Here is a 20,090-nt window from a genome sequence, read left to right as displayed (position 1 = left end):
CATGGGGCCCCTCACCTCCGACGACCCGCGCACCGTCGGCCCCTACCGGACGCTGGCCCGGCTCGGCGCGGGCGGCATGGGCGTGGTCCACCTGGCGCGTTCGGTGGGCGGGGCGCTCGTCGCCGTCAAGGTGATCCGCGCCGGGTACGCCGCCGACCCCGCCTTCCGGGCCCGTTTCCGCCGCGAGGCCGAGGCCGCCGCCCGGGTCACCGGACCCTGGACCGTGCCGGTGCTCGGCGCGGACACCGAGGCCCGCGAACCGTGGCTGGCGACCGCCTACGTCCCCGGCCCCGCGCTGGGCGAGACGGTCGCCGACGGCGGGCCGCTGCCGCCCGGCACCGTGGCGGCCCTGGGCCGCCGACTGGCCGAGGCGCTCGCCGCGGTGCACTCCGCCGGGCTGATCCACCGCGACGTGAAACCCGCCAACGTGCTCCTCGCCCTCGACGGCCCCCGCCTCATCGACTTCGGCATCGCCCGCCCCGAGGGCGCGAGCGCGCTGACCGCCACCGGTGCGGTGCTCGGCACCCCCGGCTACCTCGCCCCCGAACAGGCGTCGGCGGGACCCGTCGGACCGGCGTGCGACGTGTTCTCGCTCGGCTGCGTCCTGGTGTACGCGGCGACGGGCCGCCGCCCGTTCGGCGAGGGCGGCGGGGCGGGCGCCCTGTTCCGCACGCTCCACGAGGACCCGGATCTGACCGGCGTACCGCCCGCCCTGCTCCCCACGATCACCGCCTGCCTGGCCAAGGCCCCGTCCGCCCGGCCCTCCGCGCGCCAGGTCGCGCGGGCGCTGGGAGCGGCGGGCCGCGGCGGTGCGCCGGGGGAGCGGGCACCCCGCGACCCGCGCGAGGCGTGGGGGCCGTTCGGAGCCCCGGACCAGGCGCCGCACCCGGACGTGGACTCCGCGCCGGGCCCAGCCCGGGTGCTGGACCCGGACCGGGACTCCGTGTCGGACCAGGCGCCGGATCCGGACGTGGACTCCGTGTCGGACCCGGCCCAGGTGCTGGACCCGGACCTGGACCACGCGCCGGATCCGGACCTGGACTCCGTGTCGGACCCGGGCCCAGACCACGCGCCGTCTCCGACGACTCCGGACTCGGCCCCGGCGACTCCGTGGGACCCGCCGCCGGGGCTCGCCGCGCTGATCGCCGAGCGGTCCGCCGCCGCCCTCGCCTGGCCCGACCCCGACCCCGGCCCTGACCTGGACCCCGGCCCCGGCTCTGCCCCTGGCCTCCCGCCGCCGACCGCCGTGTCCGCTTCGGCCGGGGGCCGGGCCGCCGCGACCGGGCCCACCCGGCGCGGGCTGCTGGGCGCCGGGGCGGCCGGGGCCGTGCTCCTGGTCGGCGGGTCCACCGCCGCGTGGCTCGCGGGGCGGCGGGATCGGGCGGGTGGCGGGACCGCCACGGGGTCCGGCGAGCCGCCCACGTACACGGTCGGACTCCACGCCGACCTGAGCGGGCCCGGCCGGACCGCGGGCCTGGCCCACCGGCGCGGTGCCGAACTCGCCGTCGCCGACCACAACGCCCGCGACGACCCGCCGTTCCGGCTCGCCCTGCGCGCCGAGGACGACGAGGGGGACCCACGCCGGGCGCTCGCGACGGCGGACCGGCTGGGGGCGGACCCCGGGCTCGTCGCGGTCCTCGGGCCGACCGGTGACGTCCTGCGGGAGGACGTCGTCACCCGGTACGGCCGGGCGCGGCTCGCCGTGGTCGTCGTCGCCGCGGGGTCCGTCACGGTGGAGACCGGCACGGGCCTCCACCTGTGCGTCACCCGACCTCTCGACCGCGTGCTCGCCACCGGCCTGCTCGGCTACCTCGCCCGCTCCCGCCCCGCCGAACGCCTCCTCCTCGTCCAGGACGCCGCCGACCCGGTGTTCGGCGCCGAGGTCGGCGGCACCTTCCGCGACGCCACCCCGAGCGGTGCCACCCTCCTGGAGCACCCGCTGCCCGAGGGCGACACGGGTTACGGCGAGGCAGCCCGCGAGGCCCTGACCGCGCGGGCCGACGCCGTCGTGTTCGCGGGCGGCGACGCCTCCCGGGCCGCCGGGCTTGCCATCGCCCTGACGGAGGCGGGGTTCACCGGCAGCCGCGTCGCCGCCGGACCCGCCCTCGGGCCCGCCTTCCTCACCGGGGCGGGCCCGGCCGCCGAGGGGTGGGTCTTCGCGGAGGCGTACACCGACCCCACAGCCCTCTCCTCCGCCCGCGCGTTCACCGCCGCCCACCGCGAACGCTACGGCGCCCCGCCCGCCACCTGGGCCGCCGAGGCGTACGACGCGGTCGGGCTCATCGCCCGCGCCGCCGCGGCCACCAGCGCCTCCGGCGAGGTGCGCAGCGGCATGGCCCACCGGCTCGTCCGGACCGGGCACCGGGGGGTCGCCCGCTCCCTCGCCTTCGACTCCTCGACCCGCCGGGTGCGGTACGAGAGCGGGATCTTCCTCTACCGGATCGAGGACGGCCGCCCCCGCTTCCTGGGGCCCTACGGGGAGGTCCGGGGAGAAGACGCCTGACCGCGACCCGGGGCCCGGGACGGAGCCCGGGTCGGAGCCGGGGAAGGAGCCGGGGCGGCAGCGGTCGGTGATGCCAGGGCCAGGCCTGAAGATCTTCTGCGGGCGCGCTTAAGAAATCCTCGATGGACCCGGGCCCCGTCGTGCGGCAGATTTCTCCGTGACGGCCGAGGATGGCGCGTGGCGCCGTACGCGTGAAGCCGTGCCACGGACGCCGTACACCGTCACCCGCCTCGCCGTATCCCACCGCACGCCCGCTCACGGGCATCCCGGAAGACCACCCCGCCGAGACCACCTCGGGCCCGGGGCATCCATCACCCGCTCACCACGTCAGGGAGCCACAGCCGTGAAGGCACTCGTCAAGCAGAAGGCCGAGCCGGGACTGTGGCTGATGGACGTGCCGGAGCCGGAGTACGGCCCCACCGACGTCCTGATCAAGGTCCTGCGCACCGGCATCTGCGGCACCGACCTGCACATCCGCGCCTACGACGGCTGGGCCCAGCAGGCGGTCACCACCCCGCTGATCCTCGGCCACGAGTTCGTCGGTGAGGTCGCCGCGACCGGCTCCGACGTCGCGGACGTCGCGGTCGGCGACCTGGTCAGCGGCGAGGGCCACCTCGTCTGCGGCAAGTGCCGCAACTGTCTCGCGGGCCGCCGCCACCTGTGCCGCTCCACGATCGGCCTGGGCGTCGGCAGGGACGGGGCGTTCGCGGAGTACGTGGTCCTGCCCGCCTCCAACGTGTGGGTGCACCGGGTCCCCGTCGACCTCGACATCGCCGCGATCTTCGACCCGTTCGGCAACGCCGTGCACACCGCGCTGTCCTTCCCGCTGGTCGGTGAGGACGTGCTGATCACCGGCGCGGGCCCGATCGGCATCATGGCCGCCGCCGTCGCCAAGCACGCGGGCGCCCGCAACGTCGTCATCACCGACGTCAGCGAGGCCCGGCTCGCGCTCGCCCGCGAGGTCGGCGTCAGCCTCGCCCTCAACGTCGCCGAGGGCACCATCGCCGACGGGCAGCAGAAGCTCGGCCTGCGCGAGGGCTTCGACATCGGCCTGGAGATGTCCGGCCGCCCCGAGGCGATGCGCGAGATGGTCGCGAACATGACGCACGGCGGCCGGATCGCGATGCTCGGCCTGCCCGCCGAGGAGTTCGCCGTCGACTGGGCCCGGATCGTCACCTCGATGATCACGATCAAGGGGATCTACGGCCGCGAGATGTTCGAGACCTGGTACGCCATGTCCGTCCTGCTGGAGGGCGGACTCGACCTCGCCCCCGTGATCACCGGCCGGTACGGCTTCCGCGACTTCGAGGCCGCCTTCGACGACGCCGCGAGCGGCCTCGGCGGCAAGGTCATCCTCGACTGGACCGCCTGAGCACCGCCCGCCCGACCGCATCCCCTTAAGGAACCCGCATGTTCGACTCCGTACGCGACGATCTGCGCACCACCCTCGACGAGATCCGCGCCGCCGGGCTGTACAAGCCCGAGCGCGTGATCGGCACCCCGCAGTCCGCGACCGTCGAGGTCACCTCCGGCGGCCGCCCCGGCGAGGTCCTCAACTTCTGCGCCAACAACTACCTCGGTCTCGCCGACCACCCCGAGATCGTCGCCGCCGCCCACCAGGCGCTGGACCGCTGGGGCTACGGCATGGCCTCGGTCCGCTTCATCTGCGGCACCCAGGAGGTCCACAAGGAGCTGGAGCAGCGGCTGTCGGCCTTCCTCGGCCAGGAGGACACGATCCTCTACTCCTCCTGCTTCGACGCCAACGGCGGTGTCTTCGAGACCCTGCTCGGCCCCGAGGACGCGGTGATCTCCGACGCCCTCAACCACGCCTCCATCATCGACGGCATCCGCCTCTCCAAGGCGCGGCGCCTCCGCTACGCCAACCGCGACCTCGCCGACCTGGAGAAGCAGCTCAAGGAGGCGTCCGGCGCCCGCCGCCGTCTCGTCGTCACCGACGGCGTCTTCTCGATGGACGGCTACGTCGCCCCGCTCAGGGAGATCTGCGACCTGGCCGACCGCTACGACGCGATGGTCATGGTCGACGACTCGCACGCCGTCGGCTTCGTCGGCCCCGGCGGCCGCGGCACTCCCGAGCTGCACGGCGTCATGGACCGGGTCGACATCATCACCGGCACCCTCGGCAAGGCGCTCGGCGGCGCCTCCGGCGGCTACGTCGCCGCCCGCGCCGAGATCGTCGCGCTGCTGCGCCAGCGCTCGCGCCCGTACCTCTTCTCCAACACCCTCGCCCCGGTCATCGCCGCCGCCTCCCTCAAGGTCATCGACCTGCTGGAGTCGGCCGGGGAGCTGCGCGACCGGCTCAACGCCAACACCGAGCTGTTCCGCACCCGGATGACCGCGGAGGGCTTCGACGTCCTGCCCGGTGACCACGCCATCGCCCCCGTCATGATCGGGGACGCGGCGAAGGCGGGCCGGTTGGCGGAGCTGCTCCTGGAGCGCGGTGTGTACGTGATCGGCTTCTCGTACCCCGTCGTCCCGCAGGGCGCGGCCCGCATCCGGGTCCAGCTCTCGGCCGCCCACTCCACCGCCGACGTCAACCGCGCGGTGGACGCTTTCGTCGACGCGCGGGCCGCCCTGGAGGCGGAGGCGGCCTGACCGCTCACCGGGTCGGTGGCTCCGCCACCGCCTGGGACAATGGGCACATGATCGATGCGCGGCGGCTGCGAATCCTCCGTGCGGTGGCCGACCACCGCACCGTGACCGCGGCCGCCGCCGCCCTGTACCTGACGCCCTCCGCCGTCTCCCAGCAGCTCGCCGCCCTGGAGCAGGAGACCGGCCACCGCCTCGTCGAGCGCGGCGCGCGCGGCGCCCGGCTCACCGCCGCCGGGGAGATCCTGCTCACCCACGCCAACGTGGTCCTGGCCCAGCTGGAGCGGGCCGAGGCGGAGCTGGCGGACTACGGCGCGGGAGTCGCCGGTACGGTCACGGTCGCCGCGTTCGCCACCGGCATCGGCCTCGTCCTCGCCCCCGCCCTCACCGAGCTGGCCCGCACCGCGCCCGGTATCCGCGTCAAGGTCCAGGACGCGGAGGGCGACGCGAGCGTGCCGATGGTGCTGGACCGGCAGGTCGACGTGGCGGTGGCCGTCGAGTACCGGGGTGCGCCCGCCGAGGACGACCGCCGCCTCACCCGCGTCCCGCTCTACTCGGAGCCGTTCGACGCCGTGCTGCCGGTCGGCCACCGCCTCGCCGACCGGCCCCAGGTGGCCGTCGCCGACCTGGCGAAGGACCCGTGGATCGGGCCGTACCCGGGCAACCCCTGCCATGAGGTGGTGGTCCTGGCCTGCGAGTCCGCCGGGTTCGAACCCCGCCTGGAGCACTCGTCGGACGACTTCCGGGCGGTGGTGGCTCTGGCCGGGGCGGACGCCGGGGTGGCCCTGGTGCCCCGGTCCGCGCTGCGCGGGACGGAGCGGACGGGGGTGGTCGTCCGCCCGGTGGAGGGCAGCGCCCCCACCCGCCGCGTCTTCGCGGCCGTACGCCAGGGAGCCGAGGGCCACCCGCTGATCCGGCCGGTGCTGGACGCGATGGAGGCGGTGGCCGGACGCGAGGCGAAGCGCACGCGGACCTGAGGGGCCTCGGCCGGGACCCCCGGCCGGGTGCGCGGCAGCTCAGGCGGCGGGCCGGTGGGCCGGGGTCAGGCGACCGGCTCGGCTGTGACCGACAGGCGGCGGGCCGGTGGGCGCGGCAGCTCAGGCGGCGGGCTGGAGCAGGTCCCACCGGTTGCCGTACAGGTCCTCGAAGACCGCGACCGAGCCGTACGTCTCGTGCCGGGGCTCCTCCAGGAAGCGCACCCCGGCCGCGAGCATCCGGGCGTGGTCGGCCGCGAAGTCCTCGGTGTGCAGGAAGAAGCCGACCCGGCCGCCCGTCTGCGCCCCGACCGCCGCCGCCTGAGCCGCGTCCTTCGCGCGGGCCAGCAGCAGCCCCGTACCCTCCGCCGCGCCGCGCGGGCGCACCACCACCCAGCGGGTGCCGTCGCCCCGGTCGGTGTCCTCCGCCAGGGTGAAGCCGAGCGCGTCGCGGTAGAAGGCGACGGCCTCGTCGTAGTCGCGGACGACCAGGGTGACCAGGGCGATGTGGGACATGGCGGGGAGCCTCCCGGGAGGACGACGGAGTACGGCACGGATGGTTGCGGTTATACGTAACACTAACGCTCCTGGCCTCCGGCCCCGCACAATGCCCCGCATGGACCTCGTGGACGCGACGAACCCCGGTGGCCTCGCCGCCCTGACCGACCGGGCCCGCGCCCTCGCGGAGAGCGGACAGCGGCGCGTCCTCGGGATCGCGGGGCCGCCCGGAGCGGGCAAGTCCACCCTGGCCGGACGGCTCGTCGCCGCGCTGCACGGGTGCGCCGCCCTCGTCCCGATGGACGGCTTCCACCTGGCCGCCGCCGAACTCGACCGGCTCGGCCGCGCCGAGCGCAAGGGCGCGCCCGACACCTTCGACGCGGCCGGGTACGCGGCCCTGCTGCGGCGGCTGCGCGATCCGGACCCGGTGCACCCGGTCTACGCACCCGCCTTCGACCGGACCCTGGAGGAGCCGGTCGCCGGGTCCCTGCCCGTCCCGCCGGACATCCCGCTGGTCGTCACCGAGGGCAACTACCTGCTGCTCGACGACGGGCCCTGGGCGCCGGTGCGCGGGCTGCTGGACGAGGCGTGGTTCCTGGACCTCTCTCCGGAGGTCCGTGTGCACCGGCTCGTCGAGCGCCATGTCCGGTTCGGCAAGCCCCGGCCGTACGCCCGCGCGTGGGTCGCGCGCTCCGACGAGGCGAACGCCCGGCTGGTGGAGCGGGACCGCGAGCGGGCCGACCTCGTCGTGCGGATGCCGGCGAGAACGGTGCCGGACCCGGGCTGACGGCTTCCGCGGGAAGCCGGTCGCGTGCCGCCCGTCGGGCGGGCAGGATGCTGTGTGCCCGTTCGGCGCGGTCCGGAGCGGGTCCGGGGCACCCCGGACCCTCCCGGACCGCGTGCTCTGCGTGTCGTGTCGCCAGGAGGTCCAGATGTCCAGCCCGAGCCCGTCCACGCGGCGGTCCGCCCCGCCCGCGCCCTTCACCGCCGAGGACTACCGGGCCCGGATGGCGCGGGCCGCCGAGTCCGCCGCCGGGGCCGGGCTGGCCGGGGTGATCGTCGCGCCCGGACCCGACCTCGTCCACCTCACCGGCTACCGGCCCGTGAGCACCGAACGCCTCACGCTCCTCGTCCTGCGGGCCGGGCAGGAGCCGGTGCTGGTGGTGCCGACGCTGGAGGCGCCCGACGCGGCGGCGGCCACCGGGGCGTCCGCTCTCACGCTGCGGGACTGGACCGACGGCACGGACCCGTACGGGGTGACCGCCCCGCTGCTGGCGGCCGAGGGCCGCTTCGGGGTGAGCGACAACACCTGGGCCATGCATCTCCTGGGCCTCCAGAAGGAGTTGCCCGGCACCTCCTACACCGCGCTCACCGAGGCCCTTCCGATGCTCCGCGCGGTGAAGGACGCGGCCGAGCTGGAACGGCTCGCCGCCGCCGGGGCCGCCGCCGACGCCACGTACGAGGAGATCCTCAAGACGCGGTTCTCCGGGCGCCGGGAGATCGACGTGGCCACCGATCTCGCCGCACTGCTCACGGAGTTCGGGCACTCCCAGGTCGACTTCACCGTCGTCGGGTCCGGTCCCAACGGGGCCAACCCGCACCACGAGGCGGGGGCGCGGACCATCGAGCGCGGGGACATGGTCGTCCTCGACTTCGGCGGGCTCCAGCACGGCTACGGCTCCGACACCTCCCGCACGGTCCATGTCGGCGAACCCACCGCCGAGGAGCAGCGGGTCCACGACATCGTCCGCGAGGCCCAGCGGGCGGGCTGCGCCGCCGTCCGGCCCGGGGTCGCCTGCCAGGAGATCGACCGGGCCGCCCGCGCGGTGATCACCGAGTCCGGCTACGGCGACCGGTTCATCCACCGCACCGGCCACGGCATCGGCGTCACCACCCACGAGCCGCCGTACATGATCGAGGGCGAGGGGCAGCCGCTCGTCCCCGGCATGTGCTTCTCCGTGGAGCCCGGCATCTACCTGCCCGGCCGGTTCGGCGTCCGCATCGAGGACATCGTGGCCGTCACCGAGGACGGCGGGCGGCGGCTGAACACCACCGCCCGCGAGCTCGCCGTCGTGGAGTAGCGGCGCGCGTACGGGAGTTCACCGGAGAACGCATCCCCGGACGGTCGACTCCCGTACCGGCGTTCAGTCGTCGGCCAGCACCACGCACGACTCCGGCGGCAGGTGCAGCACCCCGTCCGAACCCGGCGCCTCCACCGGCTCCCAGGCCGCCAGCACCCGCCCGCCGGAGCGGCGGTGCCGTCCGAGACCGAGGGGGATCTCCGCCGGCCGGTCCGCCAGGTTGACCACGATCCGCAGGTCGCCCCTGCGGTAGGCGAACCAGCGGGCGTCCTCGTCGAAGGCCACCTTCACCGAGGCCAGGTCGGGGTCGTGCAGGTCGGGCAACGTCCGCCGCAGCGCGATCAGTTCGCGGTACCAGGCGAGCAGCCGCGCGTGCGGTTCGCGCTCCGGCTCCGCCCAGTCCAGACAGGAGCGGTCCCGGGTCGCCGGGTCCTGCGGGTCGGGGATCTCCTCCTCCGCCCAGCCGTGCGCGCCGAACTCCCGCCGCCTGCCGTTGCGCACCGCCTCCGCCAGCTCCGGATCCGTGTGGTCGGTGAAGAACTGCCAGGGGGTGCCCGCCCCCCACTCCTCGCCCATGAACAGCATCGGGGTGAACGGCCCGGTCAGCACCAGGGCCGCCGCGCACGCCTGGAGGCCGGGGGAGAGGGCCGCGGCGAGCCGGTCGCCCAGGGCCCGGTTGCCGATCTGGTCGTGCGTCTGCGCGTAGCCCACGAAGCGGTGCGCCGGGGTGCGGGAGACGTCGACCGGGCGGCCGTGGGTGCGCTCCCGGAAGCTGGACCACGTCCCGTCGTGGAAGAACGCCGAGGTCACCGTCTTCGCGAGGGCGCCGAGCGGGGCGTGGGCGAAGTCGGCGTAGTAGCCCTGGGACTCACCGGTGAGCGCGGTGTGCAGGGCGTGGTGGAAGTCGTCGTTCCACTGGGCGTGCAGCCCGAGGCCGCCCGCCGGGCGCGGGGTGGTGGTGCGCGGGTCGCACAGGTCGGACTCGGCGATCAGCCCGAGCGGCCGTCCCAGCTCGGCCGCCAGCGCGTCGACCGCCGCCGACAGCTCCTCCAGGAACGTCAGCGCCCGGGTGTCGGCCAGCGCGTGCACCGCGTCCAGCCGCAGCCCGTCCAGCCGGTAGTCCCGCAGCCAGGCCAGCGCGCTGCCCAGCAGGTACGCCCGCACCTCGTCCGAGCCCGGGGCGTCCAGGTTGACCGCCGAGCCCCACGGGGTGTGGTGGGTGTCGGTGAAGTACGGGCCGAAGGCGGGCAGGTAGTTGCCGGAGGGGCCCAGGTGGTTGTGGACGACGTCCAGGACCACCCCGAGACCCAGCTCGTGCGCCGAGTCGACAAAGCGCTTCATCCCCTCCGGGCCGCCGTACGGCTCGTGCACCGCCCACAGCGAGACGCCCTCGTACCCCCAGCCGTTGACGCCGGGGAACGGGCAGACCGGCATCAGCGACACATGGGTGACACCCAGCTCCGCCAGATGGCCCAGCCGGGCCGCCGCCGCGTCGAACGTGCCCTCCGGGGTGTACGTCCCCACGTGCAGCTCGTAGAGGACCGCCCGGGTCAGCTGCCGCCCCGCCCAGCCGTCGCGCCAGGCGTACGCCTCCTGGTCGACGACCGCGCTCGGGCCGTCGGGCCCGTCCGGCTGCCGCCGCGAACGCGGGTCGGGCAGCAGCGGCCCGTCGTCCAGCCGGAAGCCGTACCGCGCCCCGTCCGCCGCCTCCGCCTCGGCGCCCCACCACCCCGCCCGGCGCGGATCGCGCTCCATCGGGGTCCTGACGTCCGCCGCCTCCAGCACGACCGAGTCCGCCTCGGGGGCCCACACCTCGAACTGCATCCACCACTCCTCGTCCCGGGTCGGCTCTCGTGACTCCGGCCCTCTGGAACGAGCCCGGCACCGGCCGTATGGTCTGGTCCTGATCATTGCCCGCCGGGCGGGACGCTCATACAGATCCGGCGCATACGTACGTACGAGTTCCGCTTCCGGGACCCGCCCCGGGCCCCGTCGGCGGGGCCCGCACCGAAGGCCCGCTCCCACGGACGGCTGCTGGAGGCCGAGATGACCGTACCGCTGTTCCCGCCCGGTTTCCTGTGGGGCGCGTCCGCCTCCGCCTTCCAGACCGAGGGGGCGGTGGACGCGGACGGCAAGGGACCCTCCGGTTGGGACGCCTTCGCCGCCCTCCCCGGCCGGATCAAGGACGGCACCGACACCACCCGGGGCACCGGCTTCCACGCCCGCTACCGCGAGGACGTCGCCCTGCTCGCCGGACTCGGCGCCGACGCCTTCCGGTTCTCCGTCAGCTGGCCCCGGGTGGTCCCCGGCGGCAGCGGAGCCGTCAACGCAGCCGGGCTCGACTTCTACGACCGGCTCGTCGACGAACTGTGCGCGCACGGCGTCGCCCCCGCCCCGACCCTCTACCACTGGGACACCCCGCTGGCCCTGGAGGAGGCGGGCGGCTGGCTGGAGCGGGACACCGCCCACCGCTTCGCCGAGTACGCGGGCGTCGTCGCAGAACGCCTCGCCGACCGGGTCCCGCTGTGGCTCACCGTCAACGAACCCGCCGAGGTGACGATGCTCGGCTACGCCCTCGGCGAGCACGCCCCCGGCCGCACGCTCCTCTTCGACGCGCTGCCCGCCGCCCACCACCAGCTCCTTGCCCACGGCCTCGCCGTCCGCGCCCTGCGCGCGGCGGGAGCGGAGACCATCGGCGCGGCTCTCTCCCACGCCCCGGTGTGGACGGCCGGGGACACCGACGAGGACCGCTTCGGCGCGGAGCTGTACGACACGCTCACCAACTGGCTGTTCGCCGACCCGGTCCTCACCGGGCGCTACCCGGACGACAACCTCGCCGACCTGATGCCGGGACCGGTCGCCGAGGACCTGAAGGTCATCTCCACCCCGCTCGACCGGTACGGCGTCAACTACTACAGCCCCACGCTCGTCGGAGCACCAGGCCCGGACGCCCCGCGCGGCTTCTCCGGCTTCGCGATACCCGCCGGACTCCCCTTCGGCATCAGGGAGATCGAGGGTTACGAGAAGACCGGCTTCGGCTGGCCCGTGGTCCCCGAGGGACTGACCGACATCCTCACCCGGCTGCACAGCCGCTACGGCGACAGGCTGCCCCCAATCCTCATCACCGAGAACGGCTGCTCACTGGCCGAGCCGCACGCCGACGACCGCCGCATCGCCTACCTGGAAAGCCATCTCACCGCCCTGCGCGCGGCGATGGCCGCCGGGGCCGACGTCCGCGGCTACTTCACCTGGTCGCTCACCGACAACATCGAGTGGACGGAGGGAGCCTCGCAGCGGTTCGGCCTGGTCCACATCGACTACGAGACGCTGACCCGGACGCCCAAACGGTCCTACGCCTGGTACCGCGACCTGATCCGCGCGCAGAAGCGGCAGCCGCCGCGGCGGCAGGGGCGGCCGAACCGGAATCCGGCCGTCGAAGGGGCTTACGCGACGCCCCCGGAGTGATCAATACTCCCGGCATGGTCGCTTCATGGTGGTCCCAGGCACAGCTGGGGATCTTCGTTCACTGGACACCCGCCTCGGTCCCCGGCTGGGCCCCGCCCCACGTCCCCGCCGCCGAACTCCCGGCCGCCGGACGGCGCGCGCCGCTCGGCTGGACCTCCTACGCCGAGTGGTACGAGAACGCGCTGCGCTTCCCCGGCTCCCCGGTCGCCGCCCACCACCGCGCCACCTACGGCACGCGCCCCTACACCGGCTTCGCCCGCGACTTCGAGGACGGGCTCGCCACCTGGGACCCGGCCGCCTGGGCCCGCGCCTTCCGCAGGGCGGGCGCCGGATACGCGGTCCTGGTCACCAAGCACCACGACGGGTTCTGCCTCTGGCCCTCCGAGACCCGCAACCCGCACCGCGCGGGCTGGCACACCACCCGCGACGTGGTCGGCGAATTCGCCGAAGCCGTACGGGCCGAGGGCCTGCGCTTCGGCGTCTACTACTCCGGCGGGCTCGACTGGACCTTCGACGACCGGCCCATCGGCACCGCCGCCGACATGTTCTCCGCCGTCCCGCGCGGTGACTACCCCCGCTACGCCGACGCGCAGCTGCGGGAGCTGATCCGCCGCTACCACCCCGACATCCTCTGGAACGACATCGCCTGGCCCGCCTCCGCCGCCGAGATCCGGTCCCTGGTCGACTTCTACCGCTTCACCGTCCCGCACGGCGTCGTCAACGACCGCCTGCTCCCCTACGCCCCGTACTGGCGGGGGCTCGCCCTGCCCGGCGCGAAAACGCTGTTCAACTGGTGGGACCGCCGGACCGTCGCCCAGGGGGCGGGCTTCGTCCCGCGCACCCCGCCCGTCTTCGACTTCCGCACCCCGGAGTACGCCCGCTACGAGGGCTTTGACCCGTACGAGATCACCCGGGGCGTCGACCACAGCTTCGGCTACAACCGCGCCTCCGGCCCGGACGCCTTCATCGACCGGCCTACCCTGACCTCGCTGGTCCGCGACACGGCCGCCGACGGCGGGAACGTCCTGCTCAACGTGGGACCGCGCGGCGAGGACGCGACGATCCCCGCCGAGCAGCTGCTGCGGCTGGACTGGCTGGCCGAGGACACCGACGCGCTCGCTGCGGACGGCGGCGCGCCCCGGTGAGACCCGGGCCCCCGCACCCGTCACGGGGGTGCGGCGCCCCGGGGCCAACGGGCGGGAACCAGGCGGCTTCTGGACACCCCGGGGCCCCGCGGCTGACAATCGTCCCGTGACCTTCTCCTTCGAGCCCCACACGCATACCGCACGGCTCTCGGACGCCCAGCGCGACCGTGCCGTCAGCGTGCTCCGCGAGGGTGCCGCACAGGGCAAGCTGTCGCACGACACGTTCATGCGGCGCATGGAACTGGCCCTGGTCGCCCGCCGCCCCGAGGAGCTGGCCGCCCTCACCGGCGACCTGGAGTCCGGCACCAGCCGCTGGTCCCAGGGGCTCGTCCGCGCGGTGGGCGGGATCTCCGCCTTCCCCGGCAGGCTGCGCCGCGCCTGGCAGACCGAGCGGCTGCCCAGGCTGCTGCTGCCGGCCCCGGGCCCCCACCCGCTGCTCGTCGGCCGCGACCCGGCCAACGGGCTGCGCCTCAACCACGAGACCGTGTCCCGGCTGCACGCCGAGCTGACCGCGCGGAACGGCCGCTGGGTGCTGCGCGACCTCGGCTCGACCAACGGCACCTGGGTCAACGGCCAGCGGCTCGTCGGCTCCCTCCCGGTCCGCGACGGCGACCAGGTCAGCTTCGGCCGGATGAGCTTCCGCCTCACCGACCCGGCCCTGAGCCCGCCGGCCTGACCGCCCGCCCCTGCCGCCCGGGGCCCTCACCCGAACGGGCGCCCGCCGACTGCGGGGCGCCGCCGCCGGTGGTCCGCTGGAGACACGCGCGCCGGACGTCGGCGCACCGAGCTCCAGGGGGCGTGGGATGCCGGCCGACCGCTCCGAGGCCCTGCCCGCCGCCCGTCGCCCGCACCGGCGCACGGGCGGCCGTCCCGGTCTGCTGACGCCGGGGGCCTCCACCGACCCGCACCGGCTGCGCCTGTACCGCGCGCTGCGCACCGACCACCCGCTGGGCTACGACCCGGGCCTGGCGGCCTGGGTGCTGAGCCGGTACACGGACGTGGCCGCGGCCCTCACCGACCCCCGGTTCACCGGCTACCCGCACGACGCGTCCCCGCGCGGCCGGGGCCCCGCACCGCTCGGGGTCTGCCGGGGCACCGCGGGCTGCGCCCCGCCGTCCGACGGCGGCGGCACCCCGGACCCGGGCACCGCCGCGGCCGTCGAGCGCGCCGCGTACGTCCTGGCCCGCCGGATAGCCGGGCGCGACGGGGCGGACCTGGTCGCCGAGTTCTGCCGGTGGCTGCCCGCGGGAGCGGCGGCGGTGGCGGTCCGCCGGTCGCACCCGGCCCCGGGCGCCCTCTCCCGGCACCGGCGGCCCGCCGAGGCGGCCGGGGAGTGCGCCGGGCACACCGCGCTCCGGGAGAAGGCGCTCGCCTCGTTCCTCGCGAACATGCTGGACGACCCCGACCTGCTGGCCGCCGCACGCGACGGGGCCCGGGAACTGCTGGTACGGGCCTGGGCCGAGACGCTGCGCCGCGACCCGCCCGTTCAGATCGTGCTGCGCCGCACCCGCACCGAGGTGAGCCTCAGCGGCGGCACGCTGCCCGCCGGGGCGCCCGTCGCCTGCTTGATCGGCGCGGCGGGACGCGACCCGGCCCGGTTCGCCGCCCCGGACCGGTTCGACCCGCTGCGCGCCGACGCCGACCCGCTGCTCACCGGCCCGGTGGGCTGCCCCGCCGCCGTGCTGGGCCGCCTGGAGGCCGCGTACGGGCTGCGCGCCCTGCTCACGGCGATGCCGGACATCCGCTGGGCCGACGGCTTCCGCCCGGTGGCGGGCGGACTCCTCACCAGAGGCCCGCGCGCCCTGCTCGTCCGCGCCCGCTGACCGCTCCCGCCCGGCCGCCCCGGCGCGGGATCCGGTGCGCGGTGTCCGGTGCGCCGCCCCGCACCGGACACCGTCTCCGGTCCTGCCGCGGCCCGCCGCTACCCGTCGCGCCCCACCCGGCGCAGCAGCGCCACCGGCCGCTCCGCGAACAGTTCGCCCGCCGCCACCGGCCCGCCCGCGAACTCCCGGCCCGGGGAGGCCGACAGCACGTCCCGCCAGGGGCCCCCGTCCGGCAGCTCCACCACCGTGTCCCGCCAGCCGCCCGCGTCCGCCAGCCGCAGGGACAGCCGGGTCACCGCCGTGACCACCTCGCCCGAGCGGCAGAACGCCACCGCGTGCTCCGCCGCCGCGCCCCGGGCGGCCAGCGGCGTGTACGTCCCCGACTCGCCGAACGCCTCGGGCGCCTCGCGTCGCAGCTTCAGCGCCGCCACCGTCAGCGCCTGCTTCTCGTCCCCGGCCTCCGGCCGCCGGAACGGGCTCCGGTTGTCCGGGTCTACCAGCGCCAGATACTCGCCCTCCGTGCCCTGGTACAGGTCTGGCACCCCGGGCATCGTCAGCTGCACCAGCGCCGCCCCCAGCACCTGGGCCCGGATGTGCGGGGCGAGCGCGTCGGCGAACTCCCGTACCAGCAGCCGCGCCGGGCCCGAAGCGCCGCCGGGACCGGCGGTGACGAACTCCGACACCGCCCGCTCGTACGCCGGGTCCGGCTCCGTCCAGCTGGTGAACAGACCCGCCTCGCGCACCGCCTTCAGCAGCGCCGGTTCCAGCCGCCCGGCCAGTTCCCCGGCGGGCAGCTCCGCGCAGCCGAACGCCGTCTGCCAGGCCGCCCACGCCAGCTGCGGGTCCGGGGCGGCGGGGGTGGTGGCCGCCGTCAGCTCCGCCATCAGGGCCGCCCACCGGCCGGGGCACTGGGACAGCACCGCGATCCGGGCGCGGACGTCCGCGCTGCGCTTGGTGTCATGGGTGGTCAGGACCGTGCCGGTGGCGGGCCAGTCGCGGGCGATCCGGGCGGCGAATGCGTGGAACTCCTGCGGCGGTACGGCGGGCCGCCCCGGTTCCCCGCCCACCTCGGTGGCCGAGAGCAGGGACACGTACCGGTAGAACGCGGTGTCCTCCTCCGACTTGGCGTGCAGCGCGGACGCCGTCTGCGCGAACCGGGCGCTGAACGCCGCCTGTTCCTCCCCGCCGCCGAGCCGCCCGAGCGCCAGGTCCCGCACCACGTCGACGGCCGCGGCCTCCTCCGGAACGGAGAACACCGCCTTCGCCTCCCGTACCGCCTCGTCGGTCAGGGTGTCCTCGGCGATCCGGGTCGGCGGCTCGCCCGCCGTGACGTACGGGCGGTAGACCGGAATCCGTACCAGCAGCTCCCGGACGGCCGTCCCCAGCGCCCACGGGGCGTGGTCGCGCAGGGCGGGGTCCTGGGCACAGACGGCCGTCGCCAGCCGGGTCAGCCAGGCCGTCTCGGCGGCCAGTTCGTGGCTCGCCACCCGGTACGCGGCGCGGCGGACCGTCGCCGCCCAGTCGCCGCCCCGGTCGCCGGGCGGGCCCGCGAACTCCCGGTAGCGATCCAGCAGCTCCGCCGTCCCGGCCGGGTCGGTGAACAGCCCGTCGATCCGGTGCAGCGCGTCGTAGCCGGTGGTGCCCGCCACCGCCCAGTCGGCGGGCAGGCGCTCGTCGCCGGTCAGGATCTTCTCCACCACCGTCCAGCGCCCCCCGGTCGCCTCGTCGAGGCGCTTCAGATAGGCGGCGGGGGCGGCGAGGCCGTCCGGGTGGTCGATGCGCAGCCCGTCCAGCACCCCGTCGCTGAGCAGCTCCAGGACCTTGGCGTGGGTGGCGTCGAAGACCTCGGGGTGCTCCACCCGGACCCCGATCAGCTCGGAGACGGTGAAGAAGCGGCGGTAGTTCAGCTCGGTGCGGGCCAGCCGCCACCAGCCGAGCCGGTAGTGCTGGGCGTCCAGCAGCTCCGGCAGCGGCAGGTCCGCGGTGCCGGCCCGCAGCGGGAACTCCAGGTCGTGGTAGCGCAGCACCTCGCCGTCGACCGCGAGGTGCTCCAGCTCCTCGCCGAGCGGCCCGGCCAGCACCGGCAGCAGCACCTTCGCACCGCCCGCCGCCCAGTCGATGTCGAACCAGCGGGCGAAGGGGGAGGAGGGCCCCTCGCGCAGCACCTCCCACAGCTGGCGGTTGTGGCGGGGCGCGGCGGCCATGTGGTTGGGCACGATGTCCAGGACCAGGCCCAGACCGTGCTCCCGGGCCGCCGAGGCGAGCGACCGCAGCCCCTCCTCGCCGCCCAGTTCGGCCCGGACCCGGCTGTGGTCGACCACGTCGTAGCCGTGCGGGGAGCCGGGGACCGCCTCCAGGACGGGCGAGAGATGGAGATGGGAGACACCGAGCGCGGCCAGGTACGGCACGGCCTTCTCGGCGGCGGCGAACGGGAACTCGGGCTGGATCTGAAGCCGGTACGTGGCGGAGGGCGTCATGGACTCCTACGTACCCCGCCCGGGGCGATGTGTGTCACCCCGGGCGGTACGCTCACCCCGCCGCCCTCAGGCGGGGCGCTTCAGCACGGTCAGACTGCGTCCGATCAGGGTCACCTGTTCGCCCTCGGCCACCTTCGGCCCGGTGCCGGGCGGCACCCCGTCCGGGCGCGCGGTGTCCACGACGACCTGCCACTGCTCCCCGTGGTCCACGGGGACGGCGAACTCCAGGGTCTCGGCGCTCGCGTTGAACATCAGCAGGAACGAGTCGTCGGAGATCCGCTCCCCGCGCGGCCCCGGCTCGGAGATCGCGTGGCCGTTGAGGAACACGGTCAGCGCCTTGGCGTGGGCCGCCTGCCAGTCCTGCTGGGTCATCTCCTCCCCGTCGGGCGTGAACCACGCGATGTCCGACAGCTCGTCGTGGGTGCCCTCCACCGGCCGCCCGTGGAAGAACCGGCGACGCCGGAACACCGGGTGGTCGCGGCGCAGCCACACCATGGCCCGGGTGAACTCCAGCAGGGTGGACGCCGGGGCGTCGGCCGGTTCCTTCGGATCGGGCCAGTGCACCCAGGCCAGCTCGTTGTCCTGGCAGTAGGCGTTGTTGTTGCCCTTCTGCGTACGGGCGAACTCGTCGCCGTGGCTCAGCATCGGCACGCCCTGCGACAGCATCAGCGTGGCGACGAAGTTGCGCATCTGGCGGGCCCGCAGCTCCAGCACCTCGGGGTCGTCGGTCTCGCCCTCCACCCCGCAGTTCCAGGAGCGGTTGTGGCTCTCGCCGTCCCGGTTCTCCTCCCCGTTGGCCTCGTTGCGCTTCTCGTTGTACGAGACCATGTCGTGCAGCGTGAAGCCGTCGTGGCAGGTGGTGAAGTTGATCGAGGCGAGCGGGCGGCGGCCGTCGTCCTGGTAGAGGTCGGAGGAGCCGGTGAGCCGCCCGGCGAACTCCGCCAGGGTGCGCGGCTCGCCCCGCCACAGGTCGCGGACCGTGTCGCGGTACTTGCCGTTCCACTCGGTCCACAGCGGCGGGAAGTTGCCCACCTGGTAGCCGCCCTCGCCGACGTCCCAGGGCTCGGCGATCAGCTTCACCTGGCTGACCACCGGGTCCTGCTGGACCAGGTCGAAGAACGAGGACAGCCGGTCCACCTCGTGGAACTGGCGCGCCAGGGTGGCGGCCAGGTCGAAGCGGAAGCCGTCCACGTGCATCTCGGTCACCCAGTACCGCAGCGAGTCCATGATCATCTGGAGGACGTGCGGGGACCGCATGAGCAGGGAGTTCCCGGTGCCCGTGGTGTCCATGTAGTAGCGCTGGTCGTCGGTCAGGCGGTAGTAGGAGGCGTTGTCGAGCCCGCGGAAGGAGAGCGTGGGGCCCAGGTGGTTGCCCTCGGCGGTGTGGTTGTAGACGACGTCGAGGATGACCTCGATGCCCGCCTCGTGGAGGGCCTTCACCGCCTGCTTGAACTCCAGCACCTGCTCGCCGCGCTCGCCCCAGGAGGCGTAGGCGTTGTGCGGGGCGAAGAAGCCGATGGTGTTGTAGCCCCAGTAGTTGGCGAGCCCCATGTCGGCCAGCCGGTGGTCCTGGACGAACTGGTGGACGGGCATCAGCTCGATCGCGGTGACGCCCAGCTCGGTGAGGTGGGCGATCACCTCGGGATGCGCGAGCCCCGCGTAGGTGCCGCGCAGCTCGGGCGGCAGCCCCGGGTGCAGCATCGTCAGGCCCTTCACATGGGCCTCGTAGATGACGGTGCGGTGGTAGTCCGTCCGCGGCAGGCGGTCGTCGCCCCAGTCGAAGTACGGGTTGACCACCACCGAGCTCATGGTGTGCGGGGCCGAGTCGAGGTCGTTGCGGGCGTCCGGCTTGCCGAACGGGTAGCCGTACACCTCCTGGCCCCACTCGATCTTTCCGGCCACCGCGCGGGCGTAGGGGTCCATCAGCAGCTTCGCGGAGTTGGTGCGCTGCCCGTTCTGCGGTTCGTAGGGTCCGTGCGCCCTGAAGCCGTACCGCTGCCCCGGCATGATCCCGGGGAGGTAGGCGTGACGCACGAAGGCGTCGGTCTCACGGAGTTCCACCGCCGTTTCTGAACCGTCGTCGTGCAACAGGCACAACTCGATCCGGTGGGCGGCCTCCGAGAAGACCGCGAAGTTGGTTCCGGCGCCGTCGTATGTGGCGCCGAGGGGATAAGCGTGTCCCGGCCAGACCTGCATGATGAGAACTCTTCCATTTCTGATCCGGGTTCGGCGGCTTTCCGCGGTCCTTCACTCCCCGCATATTCCCCGAAAACGCGGAGCTCACCTAGGACGTCACGCGGCACGCCCGGTCCGGCCGCCCGCGCGGGCCGCCGCGGTCAACTTCGGACACCCCGGTCGCGCCCCGGACGCGCTTACGGACACCCGGCCCGCCGGGCGTCCGGTCCCCGGGCCGGGGCGGGGTCCTAATCGCTATGAATCAGCTCACTCCACCCGATCTCGCCGCCGGGAACGGGCCTCTCCTGTGCGGGAGTTGGGAAAGTGGACCCCCATCGGGCT

The 20,090-nt window shown here is 74.9% G+C and carries 14 protein-coding genes; 10 read left to right on the top strand and 4 right to left on the bottom strand.

Annotated elements, in window-relative coordinates; all coding sequences use genetic code 11:
- The first annotated feature begins 1 nt into the window (after nucleotide 1).
- The 4 genes from ACIRRU_RS22925 (at nucleotide 2) to ACIRRU_RS22910 (ending at nucleotide 6,087) form a co-directional block, all read left to right on the top strand.
- Nucleotides 2-2,503 carry an ABC transporter substrate-binding protein gene (locus tag ACIRRU_RS22925; protein ID WP_403683403.1) on the top strand — a complete coding sequence of 834 codons (2,502 nt, stop codon included), beginning with the start codon at nucleotides 2-4 and terminating at the stop codon, nucleotides 2,501-2,503.
- Between the two features lie 343 nt (nucleotides 2,504-2,846).
- Nucleotides 2,847-3,875, top strand: a complete 1,029-nt coding sequence (tdh, locus tag ACIRRU_RS22920) for an L-threonine 3-dehydrogenase (RefSeq protein ID WP_363201418.1) — start codon at nucleotides 2,847-2,849, stop codon at nucleotides 3,873-3,875.
- Nucleotides 3,876-3,913: 38 nt separating this feature from the next.
- Nucleotides 3,914-5,116, top strand: coding sequence for a glycine C-acetyltransferase (locus tag ACIRRU_RS22915; RefSeq protein WP_403683401.1), 1,203 nt, complete (start codon nucleotides 3,914-3,916; stop codon nucleotides 5,114-5,116).
- A 47-nt stretch (nucleotides 5,117-5,163) separates the two neighbouring features.
- Nucleotides 5,164-6,087, top strand: a complete 924-nt coding sequence (locus ACIRRU_RS22910; protein ID WP_403683399.1) for a LysR family transcriptional regulator — start codon at nucleotides 5,164-5,166, stop codon at nucleotides 6,085-6,087.
- A 120-nt stretch (nucleotides 6,088-6,207) separates the two neighbouring features.
- Here the strand turns inward: ACIRRU_RS22910 and ACIRRU_RS22905 are convergent, their stop codons facing one another.
- Entirely contained in the window at nucleotides 6,208-6,600 is a 393-nt protein-coding gene (locus tag ACIRRU_RS22905) for a VOC family protein (RefSeq protein ID WP_403683398.1), read from the bottom strand.
- 100 nt (nucleotides 6,601-6,700) lie between these two features.
- On the opposite strand from ACIRRU_RS22905, the gene ACIRRU_RS22900 reads away from it, so the two are divergent.
- On the top strand, nucleotides 6,701-7,369 hold the full coding sequence (locus ACIRRU_RS22900; RefSeq protein ID WP_403683396.1) for a nucleoside/nucleotide kinase family protein: 669 nt from the start codon (nucleotides 6,701-6,703) through the stop codon (nucleotides 7,367-7,369).
- A gap of 145 nt (nucleotides 7,370-7,514) precedes the next feature.
- Nucleotides 7,515-8,663 carry a M24 family metallopeptidase gene (locus ACIRRU_RS22895; protein WP_403683395.1) on the top strand — a complete coding sequence of 383 codons (1,149 nt, stop codon included), beginning with the start codon at nucleotides 7,515-7,517 and terminating at the stop codon, nucleotides 8,661-8,663.
- Nucleotides 8,664-8,726: 63 nt separating this feature from the next.
- On the opposite strand, the gene treZ is transcribed toward ACIRRU_RS22895, so the two are convergent.
- Entirely contained in the window at nucleotides 8,727-10,487 is a 1,761-nt protein-coding gene (treZ, locus tag ACIRRU_RS22890) for a malto-oligosyltrehalose trehalohydrolase (protein ID WP_403683393.1), read from the bottom strand.
- A 222-nt stretch (nucleotides 10,488-10,709) separates the two neighbouring features.
- Here treZ and ACIRRU_RS22885 point away from each other — a divergent pair, with 222 nt between their 5' ends.
- From ACIRRU_RS22885 to ACIRRU_RS22870, 4 genes are all read left to right on the top strand, one after another.
- Nucleotides 10,710-12,128, top strand: a complete 1,419-nt coding sequence (locus tag ACIRRU_RS22885) for a GH1 family beta-glucosidase (protein WP_403683392.1) — start codon at nucleotides 10,710-10,712, stop codon at nucleotides 12,126-12,128.
- A gap of 14 nt (nucleotides 12,129-12,142) precedes the next feature.
- On the top strand, nucleotides 12,143-13,273 hold the full coding sequence (locus ACIRRU_RS22880; protein WP_403683390.1) for an alpha-L-fucosidase: 1,131 nt from the start codon (nucleotides 12,143-12,145) through the stop codon (nucleotides 13,271-13,273).
- A gap of 106 nt (nucleotides 13,274-13,379) precedes the next feature.
- Nucleotides 13,380-13,949: a DUF1707 and FHA domain-containing protein gene (locus ACIRRU_RS22875; protein WP_403683388.1), complete on the top strand. Its 570-nt coding sequence runs from the start codon at nucleotides 13,380-13,382 to the stop codon at nucleotides 13,947-13,949.
- A 127-nt stretch (nucleotides 13,950-14,076) separates the two neighbouring features.
- A complete protein-coding gene (locus tag ACIRRU_RS22870; protein ID WP_403683386.1) occupies nucleotides 14,077-15,096 on the top strand; it encodes a cytochrome P450 in 1,020 nt (339 codons plus the stop codon).
- Nucleotides 15,097-15,194: 98 nt separating this feature from the next.
- Here the strand turns inward: ACIRRU_RS22870 and treY are convergent, their stop codons facing one another.
- Entirely contained in the window at nucleotides 15,195-17,573 is a 2,379-nt protein-coding gene (treY, locus tag ACIRRU_RS22865; RefSeq protein ID WP_403683384.1) for a malto-oligosyltrehalose synthase, read from the bottom strand.
- Between the two features lie 66 nt (nucleotides 17,574-17,639).
- Entirely contained in the window at nucleotides 17,640-19,769 is a 2,130-nt protein-coding gene (glgX, locus tag ACIRRU_RS22860) for a glycogen debranching protein GlgX (RefSeq protein ID WP_403683383.1), read from the bottom strand.
- Between the last annotated feature and the right edge of the window lie 321 nt (nucleotides 19,770-20,090).

Origin of the sequence: Streptomyces sp. NPDC101181 (assembly GCF_044767975.1) — a bacterium.
Classification (GTDB): Bacteria; Actinomycetota; Actinomycetes; order Streptomycetales; family Streptomycetaceae; genus Streptomyces.
The sequence above is the reverse complement of the archived record's forward strand: the minus strand, read 5'-3'. Positions and strand labels throughout refer to the sequence as shown.